The sequence below is a fragment of the Nocardia sp. CA-145437 genome (assembly GCF_050956485.1).
Classification (GTDB): Bacteria; Actinomycetota; Actinomycetes; order Mycobacteriales; family Mycobacteriaceae; genus Nocardia.
In genome coordinates, this window is record NZ_CP191204.1 from 5,848,847 (window position 1) to 5,869,185 (window position 20,339).

Here is a 20,339-nt window from a genome sequence, read left to right on the forward strand (position 1 = left end):
TCTGACCATGCCTTATGTGCGATCAGGTTCAGCAACAGTGCATTACACCACCAGCCAGGTCAGCGGCCCCACGCTACTGCTCGCCCACGGTTTCTTCATGGACGAGTCGATGTTCGATCCGATGCGCGAATCCCTGGCAGCCGCCGGTATCAATCTCGTAACGGTCGACGCGCGTTGCCACGGACGGACACAGACACCCGATGGCGAACCGTTCAGCTATTGGGATCTCGCGGCCGACGGATTGGCCGTGCTCGATGAACTCGGAATCGAGCGCGCGATCATCGGCGGAATGAGCCAGGGCGGCTACTCCGCATTGCGCATGGCATTGCTGGCGCCCGAACGCGTCCAGGGGCTCGCCCTGATCGATACCGAGGCCACCGCGTGCACGCCCGCCGAATTGGCCTACTACCGCGAATTCTTCGAACGCTGGACCGGAGAGGAACCACTGGCGCCGCTGGTGGCCGAATTGGCCCCGCAGCTCATCGGCGGCACCGATCCGCGGCAGTGGCGGGCCTGGACCAGCCGCTGGTACAGCTCCGACCGCACGGCCATCATGCCCGCGGCCCGCTGCCTGATGGACCGGCGCTCGGTACTGCACCGACTATCGGAGATCACCGCCCCGGCGCTGGTGGTGCGCGGTAGCCACGACGGCAACAGCACATCCCAGAAGTCCGAGGCGCTCACCGCCGGACTGTCCGGGGCCGACGGCGTGGTGACCATTCCCGGCGCGGGGCACGGTGCGGCCTGGACCCATCCGGAAGTCGTTGCGCCCCTGCTGATCCGGCTGGTCGAGCAGTGCACTGCGCGGCGTGAGGGCAAGCTGGCGCGGGCGCTGTCGGCGCCGTGGCCGGCCATGCGCGGGAATCGGGCCGCGCGCGAGATTCAGGCCGCGCAGTAGCCGGTCGAGCGCGCGGCAACCCTGCGGGCCGTGCCCATGGCGGTCACGGCCGGCCGGCGCCCTCGCCGAACGCGGTCTCATCGGGAGCGGTCTCATCGGGAGCGGTCCCGGGCTCGTGCCAGCTCGGAATCCCGAGGAAGATCTGGATCTGGCTGGGGTAGGCGGCGTTGAAGACACTGAACAGCTGGACCGCGATATCGAAGCGCCGGGCGGTCTCCCGCTCGCGCAGGCGCATGGTGGCGCGGGGCCGTCCGTAGGCGGCGATGCCCTCGTCCCACATTTCCCGGAAAAGTCCGAAACGTCCGAGTTCTGCAAGGAATTCAACCGACCAGGCGGTATCCCCGGAGCTCGCGATCAGCCCGCGCAACCAGTGCACGGTGAGCCGGACCTCTTCCTCCCACTCGACCATCACCTCGCGCGCCGCGTCGTTGCCCAGGAACCACCGCAGGATATTGGTGTCGCGCTCCAACCCCGGGAATGCGCGCGCATAGCTTTCGTTGCACGCCAGCACATTCCAGCGCGTATCGACGTAGGCGGCCAGATTCGGCTCGTGCAGCTCGAGGGCCCGGCGCATGTCGTCGGTGATTTCGGCGCGCAGCTGCTCCACGGTGGGGAATTCACTCACGCCGAGTCCGGCCAGATCGAGCAGATGGCGGCGCTCGACGGCGGACAGCGGGGTTATTCGGTCCAGATATCGCAGCAGCGCGTCCACCACTTCGCGGGTGGGGTGGCCACGGTCGCCCTTCTCCAAATGGCTGATGTAGCTGGCGCTCACCCCGGCGTTGAACGCGAGTCTTTCGCGCGATACGCCTCGCGCATCACGCAACCGGCGCAGCAGCAATCCGAAGGTCGGCGGCTTCAGATCGTCCGAGTCCCTATCCGGTTTCACGCCCAGCACCACGCCGTTCCCTCTCCACAAACACTCAGCAAACCAACCTTCATCGCTCTGAGTCCTCCTGGTTCCGGACAGTGGGACCCGGTGTGACGCCTGGTGCGAACTGTGACGAACGCCGCATACTCCGCCAGTTCTCGACTCGGATACTGCCATATGCGATTGTTCCGAAGGTTAAAACAAGACCATTTCTACTATGTGTCGTGCCACATCTCATAACGTAACGACTATCGGCAATTGCTTAGCAAGCGCAGGTTTCCGGCGTGCCCGGCGACCCTTGAACAGCGTGCCACTACGATCTTCAACCATGCGCAGTGAGGCCCTGACACTCCCCCACCCTGGAACGGGATCGTGACACCCGTCGACGCCATCGTGCTGGCCGGAGGAAAGGCCAGCCGGATGGGCGGAGTGGACAAACCCGCGCTGGTCGTCGGCGGGCAATCCATGCTCGACGCGGCGCTCACCGCGGTGGCCGGCTGCGCGCGCACGGTCGTGGTCGGGCCGCACCGGCCCGAACTGCCGCCGGAAGTCCTTCAGGCACAGGAGATACCGGCCGGGGCGGGCCCCGTCGCCGCCATCGCCGCGGGCTTGGGCGCCCTGGCCGGGTGTGAGTTCCCGGCCGGGCTGATCGTGGTGCTGGCCGCCGACATGCCGTTCCTCACCGCGGCCGCGGTGAGCGAACTGCTGTCCCACGCAAGGGAATCCGGGAGCGACGCGGTGTTCGCCGCCGACGCCTCGGGCCGCCCGCAGTACCTGGTCGGGGTGTGGCGCCGCGCCGCCCTGGACGCCGCGCTGAAATCCCTGGACTCCCTGGTGAATCGTCCGATGAAGGCGCTGGTGCCGGTCGACACCGCCATGGTCGCGCTGCCCGGCGTCGAGGACTGCGACACTCCCGAGGATGTGCGCCGGGCGCGCACCGGCGCGGTCCGTTCGGCCGAACCGCTGTGGCTCGACGAGGCGCGGGATGTGCTGCGCGGGAGCATCTCCCCGCTGCCGGCGCGCCGTGCCACCCTGCGCGCCGCGCGCGGGGCGACCCTGGCCGCCCCGCTGCTGGCCGCGGACGCGCTGCCGCGTTTCGACGTGTCGGCCATGGACGGGTACGCCGTCAGCGGCGACGGGCCCTGGCAGCTGCGCCGCGATATCGGTTTCGCCGGCGGAGAGCGGCCGGTGGGCCTGCTGGACGGCGAAGCGGTCCGCATCGCGACGGGCGCGCATGTGCCCGACGGAACCAGTTCGGTGGTGCGCGACGAGTTCGTGCACATCGATGACGACGGCACCCTGTACCGGCTGCCGGACACGCCGATCCGCGAGGATGTGCGCCGCCGCGGCGAATACTGGCTGCCCGGTGCGGAAGTCGCGCCCGCGGGCACCCCGGTCACTGCCGCGCTCATCTCGGTGGCCGCCAGCGCGGAGGTCGCCGCCGCGTCGGTCCGCGGCCCGGTGCGGGCGCGAATCGTGATGACCGGTGACGAGATTCGCCGGGACGGGCCGCTGCACACCGGCCAGACCCGCGATGCCATCGGCCCGGTGCTGCCCGACATCCTGGCCTGGTACGGCGTCACCACGATCGACCGGGTTCACCTGCGCGACACCGAGAATGCCTTCGACGAGGTGCTGGCGGCCGCGGCCGACTGCGATCTGCTCGTCATCGTCGGCGCGACCGGCGGCGGCGCGGCCGACCAGCTGCGCTCCGCGCTGGACCGCACCGAGTCCACCGTGCTGCTGCGCCGGCTGCGGCTGCGGCCGGGCGGTTCCACGGTGGCTGCCCAACTCGCCGCCGGCACAGTCGTTCTGGGACTGCCCGGCAACCCGTTCGCGGCCATCTCCACGCTGCTGGCGCTGATCGGCGCCACCGTGGAGGGCATGACCGGCGCGAAACCGGCGCGCCGGGTGCTGGGCCCGCTGGCCAACGCGGCCGAGCTGACCGCTCCGGTGGCCCGCATCGTCCCGGCGCGGGCGCTGCCCGGTGGCGGCTTCCAGGGCGATCTGCGGCTGCACACGGCCCATCTGGCCGATCTGCTGGACCGTGACGGCCTGGTGATCGTTCCCGCCGAGGCCGAGGACGGCGTCCTGGCCGAGTTCATTCCGCTGCGAGGCTGAGCGCGGCGTCCCCCATTCCACCGGGCTCAGCCGGGCAGACCGAGAACGGTCAACAGCTGGCCCGGGTAGGCCGCGCCGTCGATGCGACCGGTCTGGGCGAAAACCCGGCGGCGCACGCCGGTGACCGGGTTGCGCATGTGCAGGGTGAAGACGTGGGGCGCGAACTCGACGCCGCCGTCGGACCACGCCTGCCGGAATTTCGGGAATTCCCCGAGGTCCCGGATCAGATCGGCGAATCCTTCGGCATTTCCGGAGCGGCCGATCAATGCGCGCATCCAGCCCGCGATCAGCCGGGCGTCCGACTCCCAGTTGACCATTACTTTCGCGGCCAGCTCGTGACCGAAGAACCAGCGCAACATATTGCCGTGCCGGGGCAGCCCCGGGAACGCGTCGTGCCAGGAGGCATTGCACGCCAGCAGATTGGACCGGATGTCCAGGAGGGCGGCCATATTCGGGCTGTGCAGATCGAGTGTGCGGACCATCTCCGGGGTGATGACCGCGCGCAGTTCCGCCGGGGACGGAACCTGGTCCGATCCCAGGCCGGCGAGGTCGTCGAGCTGACGGCGGTCTGCGCTGGACAGCGGGTCCAGCCGGTCCAGATAGCGGGTGAGCGCGGTCACCACTTCGCGAGTCGGGTTTCCGCGGTCGCCCTTCTCCAGATGCGTTATGTAGCTGGCGCTTACGCCCGCATTGAATGCCAGCCGTTCGCGGGATACACCGCGATTGTCACGCAGCCGCCGCAGCAGGTTTCCGAACGTGGGTGCTTCGAGTTCCCGAAATTCCTGTCCGCATACCGCTCTCGCGCCCACTGGTTCCCTCCTTCTCGGAATCTCGATGGCCCACCTCGCCTCCCCGTAGAGGCACCACTGAGATCCGCTTCAGGACGGATACTTACACAGATTGGGATATGAACTGCTCAGCGCCGCAAATCCAATCAGTATCACCGAATTATCCTGTTGGTATATGTGACACGGGATCGGCGATGGACGGCGGGGAGTCCGATCTCCAAACTACCGTCAAGCCCCTAAAGCCAGGGGCGGTTCCGCGGAAGAGTTTTTCGCTTCCCGTGAACGCGCCGGATCCGGGGCGGGGACCGCGTCGAGCAGGCGGCGCGTGTACTCCTCGCGCGGGCTGCCGAACACGGCGTCGACCGGGCCGGATTCGACGATACGCCCTTCTCGCAGGACCGCCACCCGGTCGGCCACCTGATGGACGACGGCCAGGTCGTGACTGATGAACAAGCAGGCGAATCCGTACTCGGCGCGCAGGTCCGCGAACAGGTCCAGCACCCGCGCCTGCACCGAGACGTCCAGGGCGCTGGTGGGCTCGTCGGCCACCAGCAGGCGCGGGGCCAGGGCCAGCGCACGGGCCAGCGCGACACGCTGGCGTTGCCCACCGGACAGCTCGCCGGGGCGGCGTGTCGCGTACTCACGCGGCAGCCGTACCGATTCGAGCAGGTCGCCGACCTTGGCGCGGAGCAGCGCGCCCGCGGCCGCCCGGTGCACGCGCAGCGGTTCCCCGATCGCGTCCTCGACCGACCGCCGCGGATCCAGCGAGGCCGTCACGTCCTGATGCACGAGTGCCACGTTCTTGCGCAGCCCGCGCAGTTCGCGACCCGGTAGCCCGGTGAGCGGAACTCCCTGCAACACCACCTCTCCCGCCGTCGCCGGCACCAGGCCGAGCGCGGTGCGGCCGAGAGTGCTCTTGCCCGAACCGGATTCCCCGACCAGGCCGATCACCTCGCGCGGGGCCAGCGTCAACGACACGTCCCGCAGGGCCTGGAACTTCTTGCCGTGGCGGCGGTAGACAACCGACAGATCGCGGACGCGCAGCACCGGTTCGGGGTCGGCGACGGCGGCCGCATTCGACTCGGGCTCGGCGGCCACCACGGCCACCGGGGGCACCGGCGCCGCGCCGTCCTCCGGCAGCACCGGGACGGCGGCCAGCAGTTCCCGCGTGTACGGCTCGCGGGGGTCGGCGAAAAGCGCACGGACCGGCTGCGTTTCGACCACCTCCCCCGCCCGCATGACCACCACCCGGTCCGCGATGGCGGCCACCACGCCCAGGTTGTGGGTGATGAACAGGATCGCGGTGTCGTTGCGGCGCTGCAGGTCCCGCAGCAGGTGCAGGATCTCGGCCTGCACGGTGACGTCGAGGGCGGTGGTGGGTTCGTCGGCGATCAGCAGGTCCGGTTCGCCGGACAGGGCCAGTGCGATCACGACCCGCTGCTTCTGCCCGCCGGAGAGCTGGTGCGGATACCAGTCGACCCGTGTCTCGGGTTCCGGGATGTCGACGAGGCCGAGCAGTTCGATGGCGCGGGCGCGGGCCTGCGCCGTGCCGATCGGCCGGTGGGCGCGCAGGGCCTCGGCGATCTGGCTTCCGATGCGGCGCACCGGGTTCAGGGCGGTCTGTGGCTCCTGGAAGACCATGGCCGCCCGGGTGCCCCGCAGGGGCCGCAGCTCGTCCTCGGTGGCGCCGATGATCTCGGTCCCGTCCAGCCGGACCGAGCCTGCGGCGGTGGCGCCGGTGGGCAGCAGCCCGAGCACGGCGCGCGCGGTGAGCGATTTGCCGGAGCCGGATTCACCCACCAGCGCCACGGTCTCCCCGCGCGCCACCTGTACGTTCACGCCGTGCACGACCTCCCGCGCACCGAAACGTACTGCCAGGTCACGAATGTCGAGCAAGGTCTCGGCGGTCATATCACCCTCCGGGCGCGGCCCAGAGCCTGGGCGATCAACAGGAATCCGAGCGTCAGCGCCGACACCACCACGAGTGGCCCGACCGCCATGGCGGGATTGGCGTCCAGATTGCGGGTGGACTCGGCGATGAGGGACCCCAGCGACGGATCCGGCGGCCGCACCCCGATGCCGATGAAACTCATGGCGCTGTCCACGAACACGGCCAGCGACAACGACAGCGCCAGCTGCACCCCGAGCGGTTCGATCACATTGGGCAGCACGTGTTTGCGCAGGGTCCAGGCGGTGCTCGCGCCGATCACGGTGGCGGCCTCGACGAAGGGCTGCTCGCGCACGGCCAGCACGGCGGTCCGGATCTGCCGACCGAAGATGGGGACCTCGGCGGCGATGATCACGATGGCGACCGCGTGCGCTCCCGGCCCGGTGACGGCGGTCAGCGCGATCGCGAAGATGAGCGCCGGGAACGCCAGGATCAGGTCGAACACGCGCTGCGCCAGCACATCCGCGACCGGATTCACGGTGGCGGCCAGCCCGATGACCGAGCCGAGGACCGCGCCCGCCGGGACCGCGAGGAAGGCGATCAACAGGTCGACGCGGATGCCGTACAGCAGGCGGGTGAACACATCCCGATTGAGGTGATCGGTCCCCAGCCAGTGCTCCTCGCTCGGACCGAGCAGATTGGCCCCCGGAATCTGCTCCAGCGGACCGTATTTCGTCAGCGGCCCGGCGGCCAGCGCCGCGACCGCGATGACGGCGATGAGCAGCACTCCGGCCAGCCCCTGTCCGCGAGTCAAGGCCCGCAGCGGCGACCGATCCGGATCGGCCACCGGATCCACGGGCAGGACGCTTGCGGTCACGGTGTTCTCGCTCATGCGCGGCCTCCGATGCGGATGCGGGGATCCAGGTACGCGTGGGCGATGTCGGTGACCAGTTGGATGGCCACGAACACCGCCACCGAGAACAGCAACAGCGCCTGGACGACCGGGTAGTCGCGGCGATTGATGCCCTCTTCGATGAGCCGGCCGATACCCGGCCACGCGAAGGCGGCCTCCACCAGGACCGCACCACCGAGGAGGTTGCCGGTCTGGATGCCGAGGGTGGTGAGCATGGCGGGCAGGGCGTTGCGCAGCGCGTCGTGGGTGACGATGCGGCGACGCGGGACACCGAGGGCGCGGGCGGTGAGGACGTACGGCTTGGCGAGTTCGGTGCGCAGCGCCTCGGTGAGGAAACGGGTCAGCGCCGCCGACACCGGCAGGGCCAGGCACACAGCGGGCAGCAGCAGGTACTGCACGGCGATGTCGGGCCGGGTGAGGAAGCCGTCCGGCGGCAGGCCGCCCGAGGGCAGGACGGGGACGGCCACGGCGAAGACCAGCACCAGCAGCACACCGGTCACGAAGACCGGGATGGCGACGGTGATCGTGTTCGCGGCGGCCACGATCACGTTGAGCCAGCGGCGATCCCACAGCACCGACGCGACCGACACCGCCAGGCTCACGACGACCGCGAGCAGGAGCGCCGCCCCCGCGAGGATGAGCGTGTTGGACAATCCCCGCCCGATGAGGTCGGAGATCTGGCCGCCGATGAGGTACGACCGGCCCAGGTCGCCGGTCACCACGCCGCGCAGCCACGACAGGTACTGGGCGGGGATGGATCGGTCGAGTCCGAGCTGATGCCGGATGGCCGCAACGGTTTCCGGCGTGGCGTCGGCGCCGGCGAGGATGGTCGCCGGATCGCCGGGCACCAGCCGCAGCAGCAGGAAGATCAGCACCGAGGCCCCGAACAGCACCGCCAGCGCGGAGGGGACCCGGCGCAGCAGGTAGGCGGTCATGCCAGGAACGCCTCGGTCAACGCGAGTTCGCGGCGCTTGGTCCAGTTGAAGCCGTGCAGCTTCCGGGTCGCCGAGCCCTGCGAGTACCGGACGCCGATCTCGATGAGGAACAGGCTGTCCAGCAGCTGATCACTCAGGGCCTGGTAGGCGCGGACCGCGTCCGGGCCGGTGCTCTGCGGCAGCTGCCAGGCCGCGTCGGCGGCGGCCACGTAGGCGGGAGATTCGAAGTGGGAGGCGTTCTTCCGGGCGTTGAACGGGTACGCGCTGACCGTGAGGGTGGAGGGCACGAACTGCGCCCAGGAGTGGTCGGTGATCCACAGGCCCGGGAATTGCGCGCCGATCAGCTGTTTGACGAAGGTGGCGTTGTCGGTGGGCGCGAGCTCCACCTCGATGCCGACCTCGGCGAGGTTGGCCTGGACGATCTGCGCGGCGGCCTCGTACGCCGAGACCGCCGTGTTGTAGGTGAGCGGGATCTTCGGCGGCTTGGGCAACTGAGCCAGGATCTGCTTGGCCTTGGCCGCATCCCGCGAGTACCGGGTATTGCGGGCGGCGTCGAAGGCCGGGGAGTTCTTGGGCCACGGCAGGTTCGCGGCGTAGCCCGCGCCGCGGAACACCTCGGCGATGATGCGCTCCCGGTCGACGGCGTAGGCGATGGCCTGCCGCAGCCGCACGTCCGACAGCACCGGGTCGGCGACGTTCACGCCGACGTAGATCTCGAGCTCGGCGCCCTCGTAGGTGTGGACGCGGTAGCCGTCGGCCTTGGCCAGATTCTCGTTGTCGCGGTAGGTGACGCCGTCGGCGAGGTGGATCTGCCCGGTCTTGAGGGCGTTCAGCTGCGCCTGGTTGTCGGAGATGACGGTGATCTCGACCCGGTCCAGGTAGGGGCGTTCCGGCACCCAGTAGTTCGCGTTCTTCTCGAATATCAACTGCTGGTTGGGGATTCGCCGCACGAACCGGAACGGCCCGGTGCCGACGATCTTCTCGCCGGTGCCCAGCTGGTCGATCGACTCGCTGTCGAGGATGGGCACGGTGTCGAGCAGGTCGAACAGATTGCTCAGCGGGTGCGCCAGGGTGAGCGTGACCCGGTGCGGGGCGCTGGTGTCGATGCCGGTCACCGCGGCGGCGGTGCTCTCGAGCTGGCCCGACCATTTCGGGTCGGCGTAGGTGCGCAGCGAGAACTCCACATCCTTCGAGGTGAAGGGGCGGCCGCTGTGGAATGTCACGTCGTCGCGCAGTTCCAGGGTGATGGACTTGCCGTCGGGCGCGACGGTCCAGCTCTTGGCCAGCAGCGGCTGCGGTTCGAGCTTGTCGTGCGGGTACCGCACCAGGGACTCGAAGACCAGGCCGACCACGTACGGGGTGGTGCCGGTATTGGTGAGCAGGTTGGCGGGGACGAGGTCGACCAGCACGCCGTACTTCAGGGTCCCGCCGCGCACGGGTTGCGCGTTGTCGTCGCCGCCCTTCTGCTGACTCACCGCCGAGGTGCAGGCGGCCAGCGCCCCGCCGCCGAAGATCGCCAGGGCGGCGACGGCCGAGCCGCGCAGGAAGTGACGGCGGTGGAGGGCGCCGGGGGACGAATTCATCTGGAAATCCTCGAGTGTGGACCGATCGCTGGATTGTGTGCGGCGACGCTAACCGCGAATGCATGACAGATCACCGGTTGCACGCAGCCAGAGTGAAACCCTGGCCGTCACACCGGCGGGCAGCCTTTGCTGGGGAGCATGTCAGTCCCCGCCCATGCCCGTGGTTATGAGAGTTTCTCCGGTGAGATCGGCCGCACCACCGCCGATTCCACACCGGAATGGCAGTATCCGCCGGTCGCGCCGGCCGGTGCGCCGAATGTCGTGGTGGTGCTGGTCGACGATATGGGGTTCAGCGATATCGGCCCGTTCGGTTCGGAGATAGACACCCCCGTTCTCGATCGGCTGGCCGCGAATGGATTGCGGCTCACCAACTTCCACACCACGCCACTGTGCTCGCCGTCGCGGGCGGCGCTGCTGACCGGAATCAATTCCCACCGGGCCGGTTTCGGATTCGTCGCCAATGCCGATCCCGGATATCCCGGGCTGCGGCTCGAACTGGCCGACGATGTGCTGACGCTGCCGGAAATCCTGCGCGCCAACGGATATGCGACCTACGCGGTCGGGAAATGGCATCTGGTGCGCGACGCCACGCTGCATCCGGCCGCGCGGCGCGATTCCTGGCCGACGCGACGAGGATTCGACCGGTATTACGGCTCCCTGGAGGGCCTGAACTCCTTCTACTACCCGAATCAGCTCGTCTCGGACAGCTCGCCGGTGAATATCGAGGAGTATCCCGAGGACTACTACCTCACCGACGACTACACCGATCGCGCGGTCGGCTACATCAAGGAGCTGCGCGCGCACGACGCCGCCAAGCCGTTCTTCCTGTACTTCGCGCACACCGCCATGCACGGTCCGCTCCAGGCCAAACCCGAGGATCAGGCCAAATATCGGGGTCGCTACCGCGAGGGCTGGGATCGACTGCGGCAGAGCCGATTCGCCTCGCAGCTCGCGCAGGGCCTGTTCCCGGCCGGGACCGAGCAGAAGCCGCGCAATACCGAGCCGGGTTACGAGGCCCAGGAATGGGATGCGCTGACCGACGAGCAGCGGTCGCGGTTCGAGCGGTACATGGAGGTGTACGCGGGCATGGTCGACAGCATCGACCAGAGCCTGGGCCGGATCGTGGACACCCTCGAACAGCTCGGCGAGCTGGACAACACCATCATCGTGTTCACCTCCGACAACGGCGGCACCGCGGAGGGCGGGCCGGAGGGCACCCGCACCTACTTCGCGCAGTTCGCCCAGGTCGACGAGCCGGAATGGGAGCGCGACGTCCCGCACGACGACGAGCTGATCGGCACCGCCAAGCTCGGCGTGCACTATCCGCGCGGCTGGGGACAGGCCTCGAACACGCCGTTCCGGTTCTACAAGGGCCAGACCTTCGCCGGCGGGGTCCGGGTGCCGTTCGTGCTGTCCTGGCCGCGGGGGCTGCCACGGACCGACGGCGACAGCGGGGTGCGCCAGGAGTACGTCTACATCACCGACCTGGCTCCCACGCTGCTCGACCTGATCGGCCTGGAGCGGCCGAGTGTCCGTAACGGGTTGCCCGCCAAGGACTTCGACGGAGTCTCCGCCGCGCGGGTGCTGCACGACCCGTCCGCGATCTCCCAGCATGCCGAACAGTATTCGGAGATGACCGGGCATCGCGGCTTCTACCGCGACGGCTGGAAACTGCTCGCCCTGCACGAGCCCGGACGCGACATCGACGACCCGCGCTGGCAGCTCTTCGACGTCCGCACCGACCCGACCGAGCTGCACGACCTGTCCGAGCGGTTGCCCGGCAAGGTGGCCGAGCTGGCCGCCGCGTGGGACGAAGCCGCCTGGCACAACACGGTTTTCCCGCTGCTCACCCGCCAGGATCTGGCGCGGCGGCGGCCCGAGGAGGCGCGGCTCGGTGATCCGGTCCGGATCCTCCCGGGTACCCCCACGCTCGAGCGATACCGCTCCCAGCGGCTCATCGCCTACCGCGACTTCACCATCACGGTCGAACTCTCCGGTTACCGGGCCGGGGACGAGGGTGTCCTGGTCGCGCACGGTGACCCGCTCGGCGGCTACCTGGTCTACGTCGAGAACGGGCGACTGATCTTCGGTTACAACGCCTACGGGCGGTATGCCACCCTCGACGCGGGCGAAATCGCCGAAGGCAGTCGCCTTCTCACCCTGTCGGCGACGGTCCGGCCGCACCTGCGGTGGGACTTCACGCTGGGCATCGACGGGGTGCGGGCGGGCGAGCTGCCCGACCAGGTGCAGCTGGCGGGCATGTCGCCGTGGACGGGGATCTCGGTCGGGCTCGACGCCCGCGGGCCGGTGTCCTGGGATCTCCGTGAGCGGCGGGGTGTCTTCCGCTACGGCGGGGAGCTCCTGGCCGTCACATACCACCCCGGGGCCGTGGGAGTTTCGGAGGAAGCGCAGCGAGCGCTGGATTCCGAGGCCGAATTGATCGCGGAGTAGGCGTGCCGCGCCCGATCTCCAGTCCCCTTGTCAGCGATCATCCAGCTATTCGAAAGTGTGTTAACAAATATTAAGTAAGCGAGAACCAACCGTTTCGGAAGCTTCACCGCCACTGGTCCGAAACACCTTCACGGGAACACGTTTCACCGGGCGCGGAAGGGTTTTCCCAGGTCGCGACCGGAGCGTGTGACCTCGGCCGCTACCCCTCAGTGACCGGAACATTGCGGCGATCTCACAGCTCACAAATCCGTTTCGAGCATTGTGAGCAAACCGTTTTGATGCCTCCCCCGACGTCCCTACAGTCGAGCCAGCAGCCCGGTTTTCCAGCTCGAAGGGGGCGTTATGACCATCACGCAGAACGGACACTCGTCCGCCGATGCGCTGCTTCGACTGGGGAAGTACTTCAACCGCGGTGAGGTGTCCGGTGACTTGCGCACCCTGCACAAGACCGGTGGCCGCGAGGCCGACGAGTTCTACCGGGACCGCTGGTCGCACGACAAGGTGGTGCGCTCCACGCACGGTGTGAACTGCACCGGCTCCTGCTCGTGGAAGATCTACGTCAAGGACGGGGTCATCACCTGGGAGTCGCAGCAGACCGACTACCCGAGCGTGGGCGCGGACAAACCGGAGTACGAACCGCGCGGCTGTCCGCGTGGCGCATCGTTCTCCTGGTACACCTACTCTCCCGCGCGCATCCGCTACCCGTATGTGCGCGGCGCGCTGCTCGAGCTGTACCGCGCGGCCAAGGAGCGGCTGAAGGATCCCGTGCTGGCATGGGAGTCCATCGTCGAGGACGCCGACAAGGCCACGACCTACAAGTCCGCGCGCGGCAAGGGCGGTTTCGTCCGCGCCGAGTGGTGGGAAGCCGCCGAGATCGCCGCGGCCGCGCACGTGCACACCATCAAGAAGTACGGCCCGGACCGGGTCGCGGGCTTCTCCCCCATTCCCGCCATGTCGATGGTGTCGCACGCCGTGGGCGCGCGGTTCATCTCGCTCATCGGCGGCTCCATGCTGTCGTTCTACGACTGGTACGCCGACCTGCCCGTCGCCTCCCCACAGGTCTTCGGCGACCAGACCGACGTGCCGGAGTCCGCGGACTGGTTCGACGCCGGATACCTGATCATGTGGGGTTCCAACGTCCCGGTCACCCGGACCCCGGACGCGCACTACATGACCGAGGCCCGGTACCGCGGCCAGAAGGTCGTGGTGGTCTCCCCCGACTACGCCGACAACACCAAGTTCGCCGACGAGTGGGTGCCCGCCCGTCCCGGCACAGACGCCGCCCTGGCCATGGCCATGGGCCACGTGGTGCTGCGAGAGTTCTTCCTGGACAAGCAGACCCCCTACTTCGACGACTACGTCAAGCGCTTCACCGACCTGCCGTACCTGGTGGCGCTGGACGAGCACGACGGCGGCTGGGACACCGCCGGTGACTACAGCGGCCACACCTTCACCCCCGGCAAGTTCCTCACCGCCGCCGATCTCGGCCACACCGGTGAGGGCGTGGAGCACCAGACCGTCCTGCTGGACGCGGACGGCGCTCCCCGGGTGCCCAACGGTTCCCTCGGCCACCGCTTCAACGAAGCGGGCAAGGGCCGTTGGAATCTGGATCTGGGGGACATCGATCCCCTGCTGACCCTGTACGGCCGCACCGATGATGTTGCGGCCGTGCAGTTCCCCCGCTTCGACGGGCTCTCCGCGGGCAGCGATGCGGCTGTCCTCACCCGCGGCGTGCCGACCACCGTCATCGCGGGGCGACGGGTGACGACGGTGTTCGATCTCCTGCTGGCGCAGTACGGCGTCGGACGGTCCGGCCTGCCCGGCAATTGGCCGACCGGCTACGACGATGCGACTCAGCCCTACACTCCCGCCTGGCAGGAGTCGATCACCGGCGTCCCCGCCCAACAGGCCGAACGCCTCGGGCGCGAATTCGCCGACAATGCCGAGCGTTCCCGGGGCCGGTCCATGATCCTCATGGGCGCGGGCACCAACCACTGGTTCCACAGCGACCAGATCTACCGCTCCTTCTTCACCTTGACGCTGCTCACCGGCTGCCAGGGCGTGAACGGCGGCGGCTGGGCGCATTACGTGGGCCAGGAGAAGTGCCGTCCCGTGACCGGCTGGGCCACACTGGCTTTCGCCTCCGACTGGCAGCGGCCGCCGCGTCAGATGCAGGGCACCGTGTTCTGGTATCTGGCCAACAACCAGTGGCGCTACGACCCGTTCACCAGCGAATCGTTCGCCTCGCCGCTGAGCAAGGGCGCGTTCGCCGGGCGGACCGCGGCCGACAATATCGCGCTCGCTTCGCGTTTGGGCTGGATGCCGTCCTACCCGACGCTGAACCGCAATCCGCTCGACCTGGTCGACGAGGCGGACGCGGCGGGCAAGGCGCCCGCCGACTACGTCGTGGATGGACTCAAGTCGGGCGATCTGCGCTTCGCGTGCGAGGATCCCGACGCGCCCGAGAACTTTCCGCGTGTCCTCACCGTGTGGCGCGCCAACCTGCTCGGCTCGTCCGGTAAGGGCAACGAGTACTTCCACAAGCATCTGCTCGGCGCCGATTCCAATCTGCAGACCACCGAGGCCACCGGCATTCGGCCGCAGGAACTGGAATGGCGCGACGAGGCCGCCACCGGGAAACTGGACCTGTTGATGTCGATGGACTTCCGCATGACGTCCACGACCCTGTTCTCCGACATCGTGTTCCCGGCCGCCACCTGGTACGAGAAGCACGACCTGTCCTCCACCGACATGCACCCCTTCGTACACGCCTTCACCCCGGCCATCTCCCCGCCGTGGGAGGCCAAGACCGATTTCGAGGCGTTCCACCGCATCGCCCGCGGGTTCTCGTGGCTGGCCGAGAAGCATCTCGGCGTGCGCAAGGACCTGGTCGCGATGCCGTTGCAGCACGACACCGCCGACGCCATGGCGCAGGCCGGTGGCCGGGTACTGGACTGGAAATATGGTGAATGCGAGCCGGTTCCAGGTGTCACCATGCCGAAACTCGTTGTCGTCGAACGCGACTACCCGAAGGTCGCGGAGAAGATGGCCGCGCTCGGACCGCTCGTGGAAACCTTGGGACTCACCACGAAGGGTGTCACCACTATTCCCGATGCCGAGGTAGATTACCTGCGCGGCGTGAACGGCACGGTGGTTTCCGGTGTCGCGCAGGGCCGTCCGTCTCTGGCCAAGGACACCCACGCGGCCGAGGCGATCCTGGCACTGTCCGGCACCACGAACGGCCGGCTCGCGGTGGAAGGGTTCCATGCGCTCGAAGAGCGCACCGGAACCGAGCTGGCCGATCTGGCTGCCGAGCACGAGGGTAAGCGAATCACCTTCGCCGACACGCAGGCCCGGCCCGTTCCGGTGATCACCTCACCGGAATGGTCCGGGAGCGAGACCGGCGGACGCCGCTACTCCCCCTTCACCATCAATGTCGAGCGGTCCAAGCCCTGGCACACCCTCACCGGCCGCCAGCACTTCTACCTCGACCACGATTGGATGATGGAGCTCGGCGAGCAGTTGCCGATCTACCGGCCGCCGCTGGACATGAGCGCGCTGTTCGCCGAACCCGGCATCGGCAACGTCGATGGCAACGGGGTGACCGTTCGGTATCTGACGCCGCACTCCAAGTGGTCCATCCACTCCGCGTATCAGGACAATCTGCACATGCTCACGCTTTCGCGTGGTGGGCAGGCGATCTGGATGTCGGACGTGGACGCCAAGAAGATCGGCGTCGCCGACAACGACTGGATCGAGGCGATCAACCGCAACGGCATCGTCGTGGCGCGCGCCATCGTCTCGCACCGCATGCCCGAGGGCACCGTGTTCATGTATCACGCCCAGGACCGCGCGGTGAACGTCCCCCGCATCGAAGGCAGCGAGAACACCAAGGTCGGCAAGGGCAAGCGCGGTGGCATCCACAACGCGCTGACCCGGATCATGATCAAGCCCTCGCATCTCATCGGTGGCTACGCGCAGCAGTCGTTCGCGCTGAACTACCACGGCCCCACCGGAAATCAGCGCGACGAGGTCACCACGATTCGTAAGCGCTCGCAGGAAGTGGAGTACTGATATGCGCGTCATGGCTCAGCTCGCCATGGTCATGAACCTGGACAAGTGCATCGGCTGCCACACCTGCAGCGTCACCTGCAAGCAGGCCTGGACCAACCGCGCCGGCACCGAGTACGTGTGGTTCAACAATGTGGAAACCCGTCCGGGACAGGGTTATCCGCGGCGTTACGAGGACCAGGAGAAGTGGAAGGGCGGGTGGACCCTCGACAAGAAGGGCCGCCTCACGCTCAAGTCCGGCTCCCGGATGAAGCGGCTGCTCAATATCTTCGCCAACCCGGACCTGCCCACCGTGTCGGACTACTACGACCCGTGGAGCTACGACTACGAGAACCTGCTGTCCGCCCCGCAGATGGACACCACCCCGGTGGCCAAGCCCAAGTCGCTGATCACCGGTGAGGACACCAAGGTCACCTGGGGCGCGAACTGGGACGACTCGCTGGGTTCGGGTCCCGAGCAGGTCGGCAAGGACCCGCTGCTGGCCAAGCTGTCCGAGCAGGTGAAACTGGAGTTCGAAGAGACCTTCATGTTCTACCTGCCGCGCATCTGCGAGCACTGCCTCAACCCGTCCTGCGCGGCGTCCTGCCCCTCCGGCGCGATCTACAAGCGCGCCGAGGACGGCATCGTGCTGGTGGATCAGGACAAGTGCCGCGGCTGGCGGCAGTGCGTGACCGGCTGCCCGTACAAGAAGATCTACTTCAACCACAAGACGGGCAAGGCGGAGAAATGCACTTTCTGCTACCCGCGTGTGGAAGTCGGCATCCCGACCGTGTGCTCGGAGACCTGCGTCGGGCGACTGCGCTACATCGGCGTCATGCTCTACGACGCCGACAAAGTGCTCGAGGCCGCCTCGGTCGAGAACGACCAGGACCTGTACCCGTCGCAGCTGGGCGTATTCCTCAACCCCCACGACCCGCGCGTCATCGCCGAGGCCGAACGGGCCGGGATCTCCCCGGAATGGATTGCCGCCGCGCAGGATTCGCCGGTCTACAAGCTGATCGTCGACTACCAGATCGCACTGCCGCTGCACCCGGAATACCGCACCATGCCGATGGTCTGGTACGTGCCGCCACTGTCGCCGGTGGTCGACACCCTCACCCAGACCGGGCACGACGGCGAGAACCACAACAACCTGTTCGGAGCGATCGACGCGCTGCGAATTCCGTTGGAGTACTTGGCCGAACTGTTCACCGCCGGTGAGATCGGCCCGGTGCGCGCCTCCCTGCAACGGCTGGCGGGCATGCGGTCCTTCATGCGCTCGATCAACCTCGGCCAGGAACCCGACCTGTCCATCCCGGACGCGGTCGGCCTGGAGCCCGAGGAGATCGAGGCCATGTACCGGCTGCTCGCCATCGCCAAGTACGAGCACCGCTACGTGATCCCCTCCGGCGCGACATCCAAAGCGCACGAACTGGATTCGCTCGCCACCGGCTGCTCCCTGGACACCGACGGCGGCCCCGGCATGACGGCCTTCGACTACATGGCCGACAAGTTCCACCTCACCGATACCAACGGTGCCGCCGCGCCCGAGCAGAAGTCCAACCGGATCAACCTGCTCAACTGGGACGGCAAGAGCACCAGCGGGCTGGTGCCCAAATCCGCCGACGGCAACGGCGCCGCCGGTCATGGCAACGGAGCCAATGGAAATGGGCACCACTCCCCCGCGCCGGAGCCGGCGGCCGTCGACACCGAATCGATCGAACCCGAACCGACGGGAGCGGCGCGATGAACCTGCTCAGACTGCGGCGGCGCTCCGTACCCGCCGTCACCGCGAGCGATAACGACCGGCGTGAGGTGTGGCGACGGGACGCGCTGTCGCTCGACTATCCGCACCCGCGCACCCGCGCGCTGATCGACGAGCTCGACGCCGATCCCGAAACCGGCGGCGCCACAGCGGAATCCACCGGGGCTTCGCGATGAGTCTGCTGAAACTGCGCCGCCGCCCCGAACCCGCCGTCGCCCTGAGCGAGCGGGACCGGCGGCTGGTGTGGCGGCTGAGCGCGCTGCTGCTGGACTACCCGAACGCGCAGACCCTCTCGCTGCTCGACGAACTCGACGCCGCCGCCGCGGAGCTGCCGGACTCGGTGCGCCCGCTGCTCGCCGGGTTCCTCACCCATCTGCGCACCGGCGACCCGATCGCCCTGGCCCAGGAGTACGTCGAGACCTTCGACATGCGCCGCCGGGCCAGCCTGCACCTGACCTTCTACGCCTACGGGGACACCCGCAAACGCGGGATGGCGCTGCTGCGGTTCAAGCACGCCTACCGGCACGCCGGGGTCGAACTCGGCGACGAGGAACTGCCCGACCACCTGCCCGTGCTGCTCGAATTCGCCGCCACCGTCGACCCGATCGGCGGCGAACGACTGCTGGGCGAACACGTCCCGGTCCTGGAACTGCTGCGGTTGTCGCTTTCCGACAGCGGATCTCCTTACGCCGGGGTGCTGGCGTCGGTGGTGGCGACCCTGCCACCGGTCACCACCGCCGACCGCCGGCGCATCGCCGAACTCGCCGCCCAGGGCCCGCCGGAGGAAGAGGTCGGCCTCGACCCCTTCGCCATGGACCCGCTCGCCTTCTCCGGAACGGAGGCCCGCCGATGAGCTCCGCGCTCTGGCTGATGCTCCCCTACATCGCCTTCACCTCGTTCGTGCTGGGCCACCTGTACCGCTACCGCACCGACCAGTTCGGCTGGACCACACGGTCTTCGCAGATCCACGAGTCGCGGTTGCTGAAGCTGGGCAGCCCGCTGTTCCACTTCGGCATGCTCGGGGTGATCGGCGGGCATGTGCTGGGCGTGCTCATCCCGGAGTCGTGGACCACCGCGGTCGGCATCTCCGAGGAGGCGTACCACGTGGTCGCGGTGTCGGCGGGCTCGGTCGCGGGACTGGCGGTCATCATCGGCGTCGCCATCCTGGCCTACCGCCGCCTCACCGTGTCCGCCGTCCGGCAGGCCACCTCGGCCAATGACAAGGTCATGTACGTCCTGCTGACCGCGGCGCTGGTCACCGGCCTGCTCAACACCTGGGGCAGCAACCTGCTGTGGGGCACCTACAACTACCGCGAGACCGTGTCGCCGTGGTTCCGCAGCCTGTTCACCCTGCATCCGGAGCCGGAGCTGATGGTAGGCACGCCCTGGACCTTCCAGCTGCACGGGCTGGTCGTACTGGCGCTCATCGCCTTCTGGCCCTACACCCGCCTGGTGCACATGTTCTCCGCGCCGGTCGGCTACCTGGTGCGGCCGTACGTGGTCTACCGCAGCAAGCCGGACAAGTCCGCGGACAAGAAGCGCTACGCGAAAGCCTGGGAAACCCCGGCCATTCCGCGCCGTTGAGATACCGGGCGTTCACCGATTTATCGGTGGCGCCCGGTTTTTCCCGGTGTTATCGTTCGGCCCGGCCCAACCGACTGGTCGGGCCTGAATTGTCTTGGGGGGGAATCCATGTTCAATTGGTATGTCGGCCTGCTCGCGCTCAGCGGGGTGATCATGCTGGCGCTCGCCTCGGTCCGCGACGGCCAGAGCAACACCGCGCGCACCATCGACGCCGTCTTCGGCGCGGTCTATCTCGGCTACGCCTTCTACCTCGCCTTCCTCTTCGACGGCGATTCCTACCTGATCTTCTTCCAGGCCTTCATCCTGCCGGTCGTGATGGTGGTGAATTTCTTCCGCAATCGCACACCGAAGCCGAAACTGACCGACACGCAGAAGGCATGGCGCGAATATCAGAAGTCGGCCGGGCAACAATAGCCGGGTGCTCTCAAAAAATTCCGAGCCCGAGCGGGTTACGCCGCAGGAAACGCCCTGCCCCGACTGCGGTGAACGCCG

At 68.1% G+C, this 20,339-nt stretch carries 15 protein-coding genes; 9 read left to right on the forward strand and 6 right to left on the reverse strand.

Features of this window, described 5'->3' with window-relative positions; translation table 11 throughout:
• The first annotated feature begins 37 nt into the window (after positions 1-37).
• A complete protein-coding gene (locus ACQPYY_RS27230) occupies positions 38-898 on the forward strand; it encodes an alpha/beta fold hydrolase (protein ID WP_433591512.1) in 861 nt (286 codons plus the stop codon).
• 43 nt (positions 899-941) lie between these two features.
• On the opposite strand, the gene ACQPYY_RS27235 is transcribed toward ACQPYY_RS27230, so the two are convergent.
• Positions 942-1,787: a helix-turn-helix domain-containing protein gene (locus ACQPYY_RS27235; RefSeq protein WP_433591513.1), complete on the reverse strand. Its 846-nt coding sequence runs from the start codon at positions 1,785-1,787 to the stop codon at positions 942-944.
• 354 nt (positions 1,788-2,141) lie between these two features.
• Here ACQPYY_RS27235 and ACQPYY_RS27240 point away from each other — a divergent pair, with 354 nt between their 5' ends.
• Entirely contained in the window at positions 2,142-3,890 is a 1,749-nt protein-coding gene (locus tag ACQPYY_RS27240) for an NTP transferase domain-containing protein (RefSeq protein ID WP_433591514.1), read from the forward strand.
• A 26-nt stretch (positions 3,891-3,916) separates the two neighbouring features.
• Here ACQPYY_RS27240 and ACQPYY_RS27245 read toward each other — a convergent pair whose 3' ends face one another.
• From ACQPYY_RS27245 to ACQPYY_RS27265, 5 genes are all read right to left on the reverse strand, one after another.
• The gene (locus tag ACQPYY_RS27245; RefSeq protein WP_379094235.1) at positions 3,917-4,699 is read right to left on the reverse strand and encodes a helix-turn-helix domain-containing protein; all 783 of its coding nucleotides are present in this window, start codon (positions 4,697-4,699) and stop codon (positions 3,917-3,919) included.
• A gap of 207 nt (positions 4,700-4,906) precedes the next feature.
• The gene (locus ACQPYY_RS27250) at positions 4,907-6,589 is read right to left on the reverse strand and encodes a dipeptide ABC transporter ATP-binding protein (RefSeq protein ID WP_433591515.1); all 1,683 of its coding nucleotides are present in this window, start codon (positions 6,587-6,589) and stop codon (positions 4,907-4,909) included.
• Positions 6,586-7,458, reverse strand: a complete 873-nt coding sequence (locus ACQPYY_RS27255) for an ABC transporter permease (protein ID WP_433591516.1) — start codon at positions 7,456-7,458, stop codon at positions 6,586-6,588. Before ACQPYY_RS27255 ends, ACQPYY_RS27250 begins: the two co-directional genes overlap by 4 nt.
• Complete coding sequence (locus ACQPYY_RS27260; RefSeq protein WP_433591517.1) at positions 7,455-8,414, reverse strand: ABC transporter permease; 960 nt, start codon at positions 8,412-8,414, stop codon at positions 7,455-7,457. The genes ACQPYY_RS27255 and ACQPYY_RS27260 overlap by 4 nt, the downstream gene beginning before the upstream one ends.
• The gene (locus ACQPYY_RS27265) at positions 8,411-9,997 is read right to left on the reverse strand and encodes an ABC transporter substrate-binding protein (RefSeq protein WP_433591518.1); all 1,587 of its coding nucleotides are present in this window, start codon (positions 9,995-9,997) and stop codon (positions 8,411-8,413) included. Before ACQPYY_RS27265 ends, ACQPYY_RS27260 begins: the two co-directional genes overlap by 4 nt.
• Positions 9,998-10,135: 138 nt before the next feature.
• Between ACQPYY_RS27265 and ACQPYY_RS27270 the strand changes: the two genes are divergently transcribed.
• The 7 genes from ACQPYY_RS27270 to ACQPYY_RS27300 all read left to right on the forward strand — a co-directional run bounded on the left by ACQPYY_RS27270 (position 10,136) and on the right by ACQPYY_RS27300 (position 20,261).
• A complete protein-coding gene (locus ACQPYY_RS27270) occupies positions 10,136-12,448 on the forward strand; it encodes an arylsulfatase (RefSeq protein WP_433591519.1) in 2,313 nt (770 codons plus the stop codon).
• A gap of 342 nt (positions 12,449-12,790) precedes the next feature.
• Entirely contained in the window at positions 12,791-16,522 is a 3,732-nt protein-coding gene (locus ACQPYY_RS27275; RefSeq protein ID WP_433591520.1) for a nitrate reductase subunit alpha, read from the forward strand.
• Positions 16,523-16,532: 10 nt separating this feature from the next.
• A complete protein-coding gene (gene narH, locus ACQPYY_RS27280) occupies positions 16,533-18,248 on the forward strand; it encodes a nitrate reductase subunit beta (protein WP_379095835.1) in 1,716 nt (571 codons plus the stop codon).
• On the forward strand, positions 18,245-18,439 hold the full coding sequence (locus tag ACQPYY_RS27285) for a hypothetical protein (RefSeq protein WP_433591521.1): 195 nt from the start codon (positions 18,245-18,247) through the stop codon (positions 18,437-18,439). Before narH ends, ACQPYY_RS27285 begins: the two co-directional genes overlap by 4 nt.
• Positions 18,436-19,116: a nitrate reductase molybdenum cofactor assembly chaperone gene (gene narJ / locus ACQPYY_RS27290; RefSeq protein ID WP_433591522.1), complete on the forward strand. Its 681-nt coding sequence runs from the start codon at positions 18,436-18,438 to the stop codon at positions 19,114-19,116. The genes ACQPYY_RS27285 and narJ overlap by 4 nt, the downstream gene beginning before the upstream one ends.
• Positions 19,113-19,847 (forward strand): respiratory nitrate reductase subunit gamma, encoded by a 735-nt coding sequence (narI, locus tag ACQPYY_RS27295; protein ID WP_379094217.1) that lies wholly within the window; start codon positions 19,113-19,115, stop codon positions 19,845-19,847. Before narJ ends, narI begins: the two co-directional genes overlap by 4 nt.
• A gap of 108 nt (positions 19,848-19,955) precedes the next feature.
• Complete coding sequence (locus ACQPYY_RS27300) at positions 19,956-20,261, forward strand: hypothetical protein (RefSeq protein WP_379094215.1); 306 nt, start codon at positions 19,956-19,958, stop codon at positions 20,259-20,261.
• The last annotated feature ends 78 nt before the right edge of the window (positions 20,262-20,339 follow it).

Bases quoted from the DNA above. Each gene is read 5' to 3' on its own strand.
- ACQPYY_RS27285 (WP_433591521.1), top strand. From the start codon at position 18,245: ATGAACCTGCTCAGACTGCGGCGGCGCTCCGTACCCGCCGTCACCGCG.
- ACQPYY_RS27300 (WP_379094215.1), top strand. From the start codon at position 19,956: ATGTTCAATTGGTATGTCGGCCTGCTCGCGCTCAGCGGGGTGATCATG.
- ACQPYY_RS27270 (WP_433591519.1), top strand. From the start codon at position 10,136: ATGTCAGTCCCCGCCCATGCCCGTGGTTATGAGAGTTTCTCCGGTGAG.
- ACQPYY_RS27265 (WP_433591518.1), bottom strand. From the start codon at position 9,997: ATGAATTCGTCCCCCGGCGCCCTCCACCGCCGTCACTTCCTGCGCGGC.
- narH (WP_379095835.1), top strand. From the start codon at position 16,533: ATGGCTCAGCTCGCCATGGTCATGAACCTGGACAAGTGCATCGGCTGC.
- ACQPYY_RS27260 (WP_433591517.1), bottom strand. From the start codon at position 8,414: ATGACCGCCTACCTGCTGCGCCGGGTCCCCTCCGCGCTGGCGGTGCTG.
- ACQPYY_RS27250 (WP_433591515.1), bottom strand. From the start codon at position 6,589: ATGACCGCCGAGACCTTGCTCGACATTCGTGACCTGGCAGTACGTTTC.
- ACQPYY_RS27275 (WP_433591520.1), top strand. From the start codon at position 12,791: ATGACCATCACGCAGAACGGACACTCGTCCGCCGATGCGCTGCTTCGA.
- narJ (WP_433591522.1), top strand. From the start codon at position 18,436: ATGAGTCTGCTGAAACTGCGCCGCCGCCCCGAACCCGCCGTCGCCCTG.
- narI (WP_379094217.1), top strand. From the start codon at position 19,113: ATGAGCTCCGCGCTCTGGCTGATGCTCCCCTACATCGCCTTCACCTCG.
- ACQPYY_RS27255 (WP_433591516.1), bottom strand. From the start codon at position 7,458: ATGAGCGAGAACACCGTGACCGCAAGCGTCCTGCCCGTGGATCCGGTG.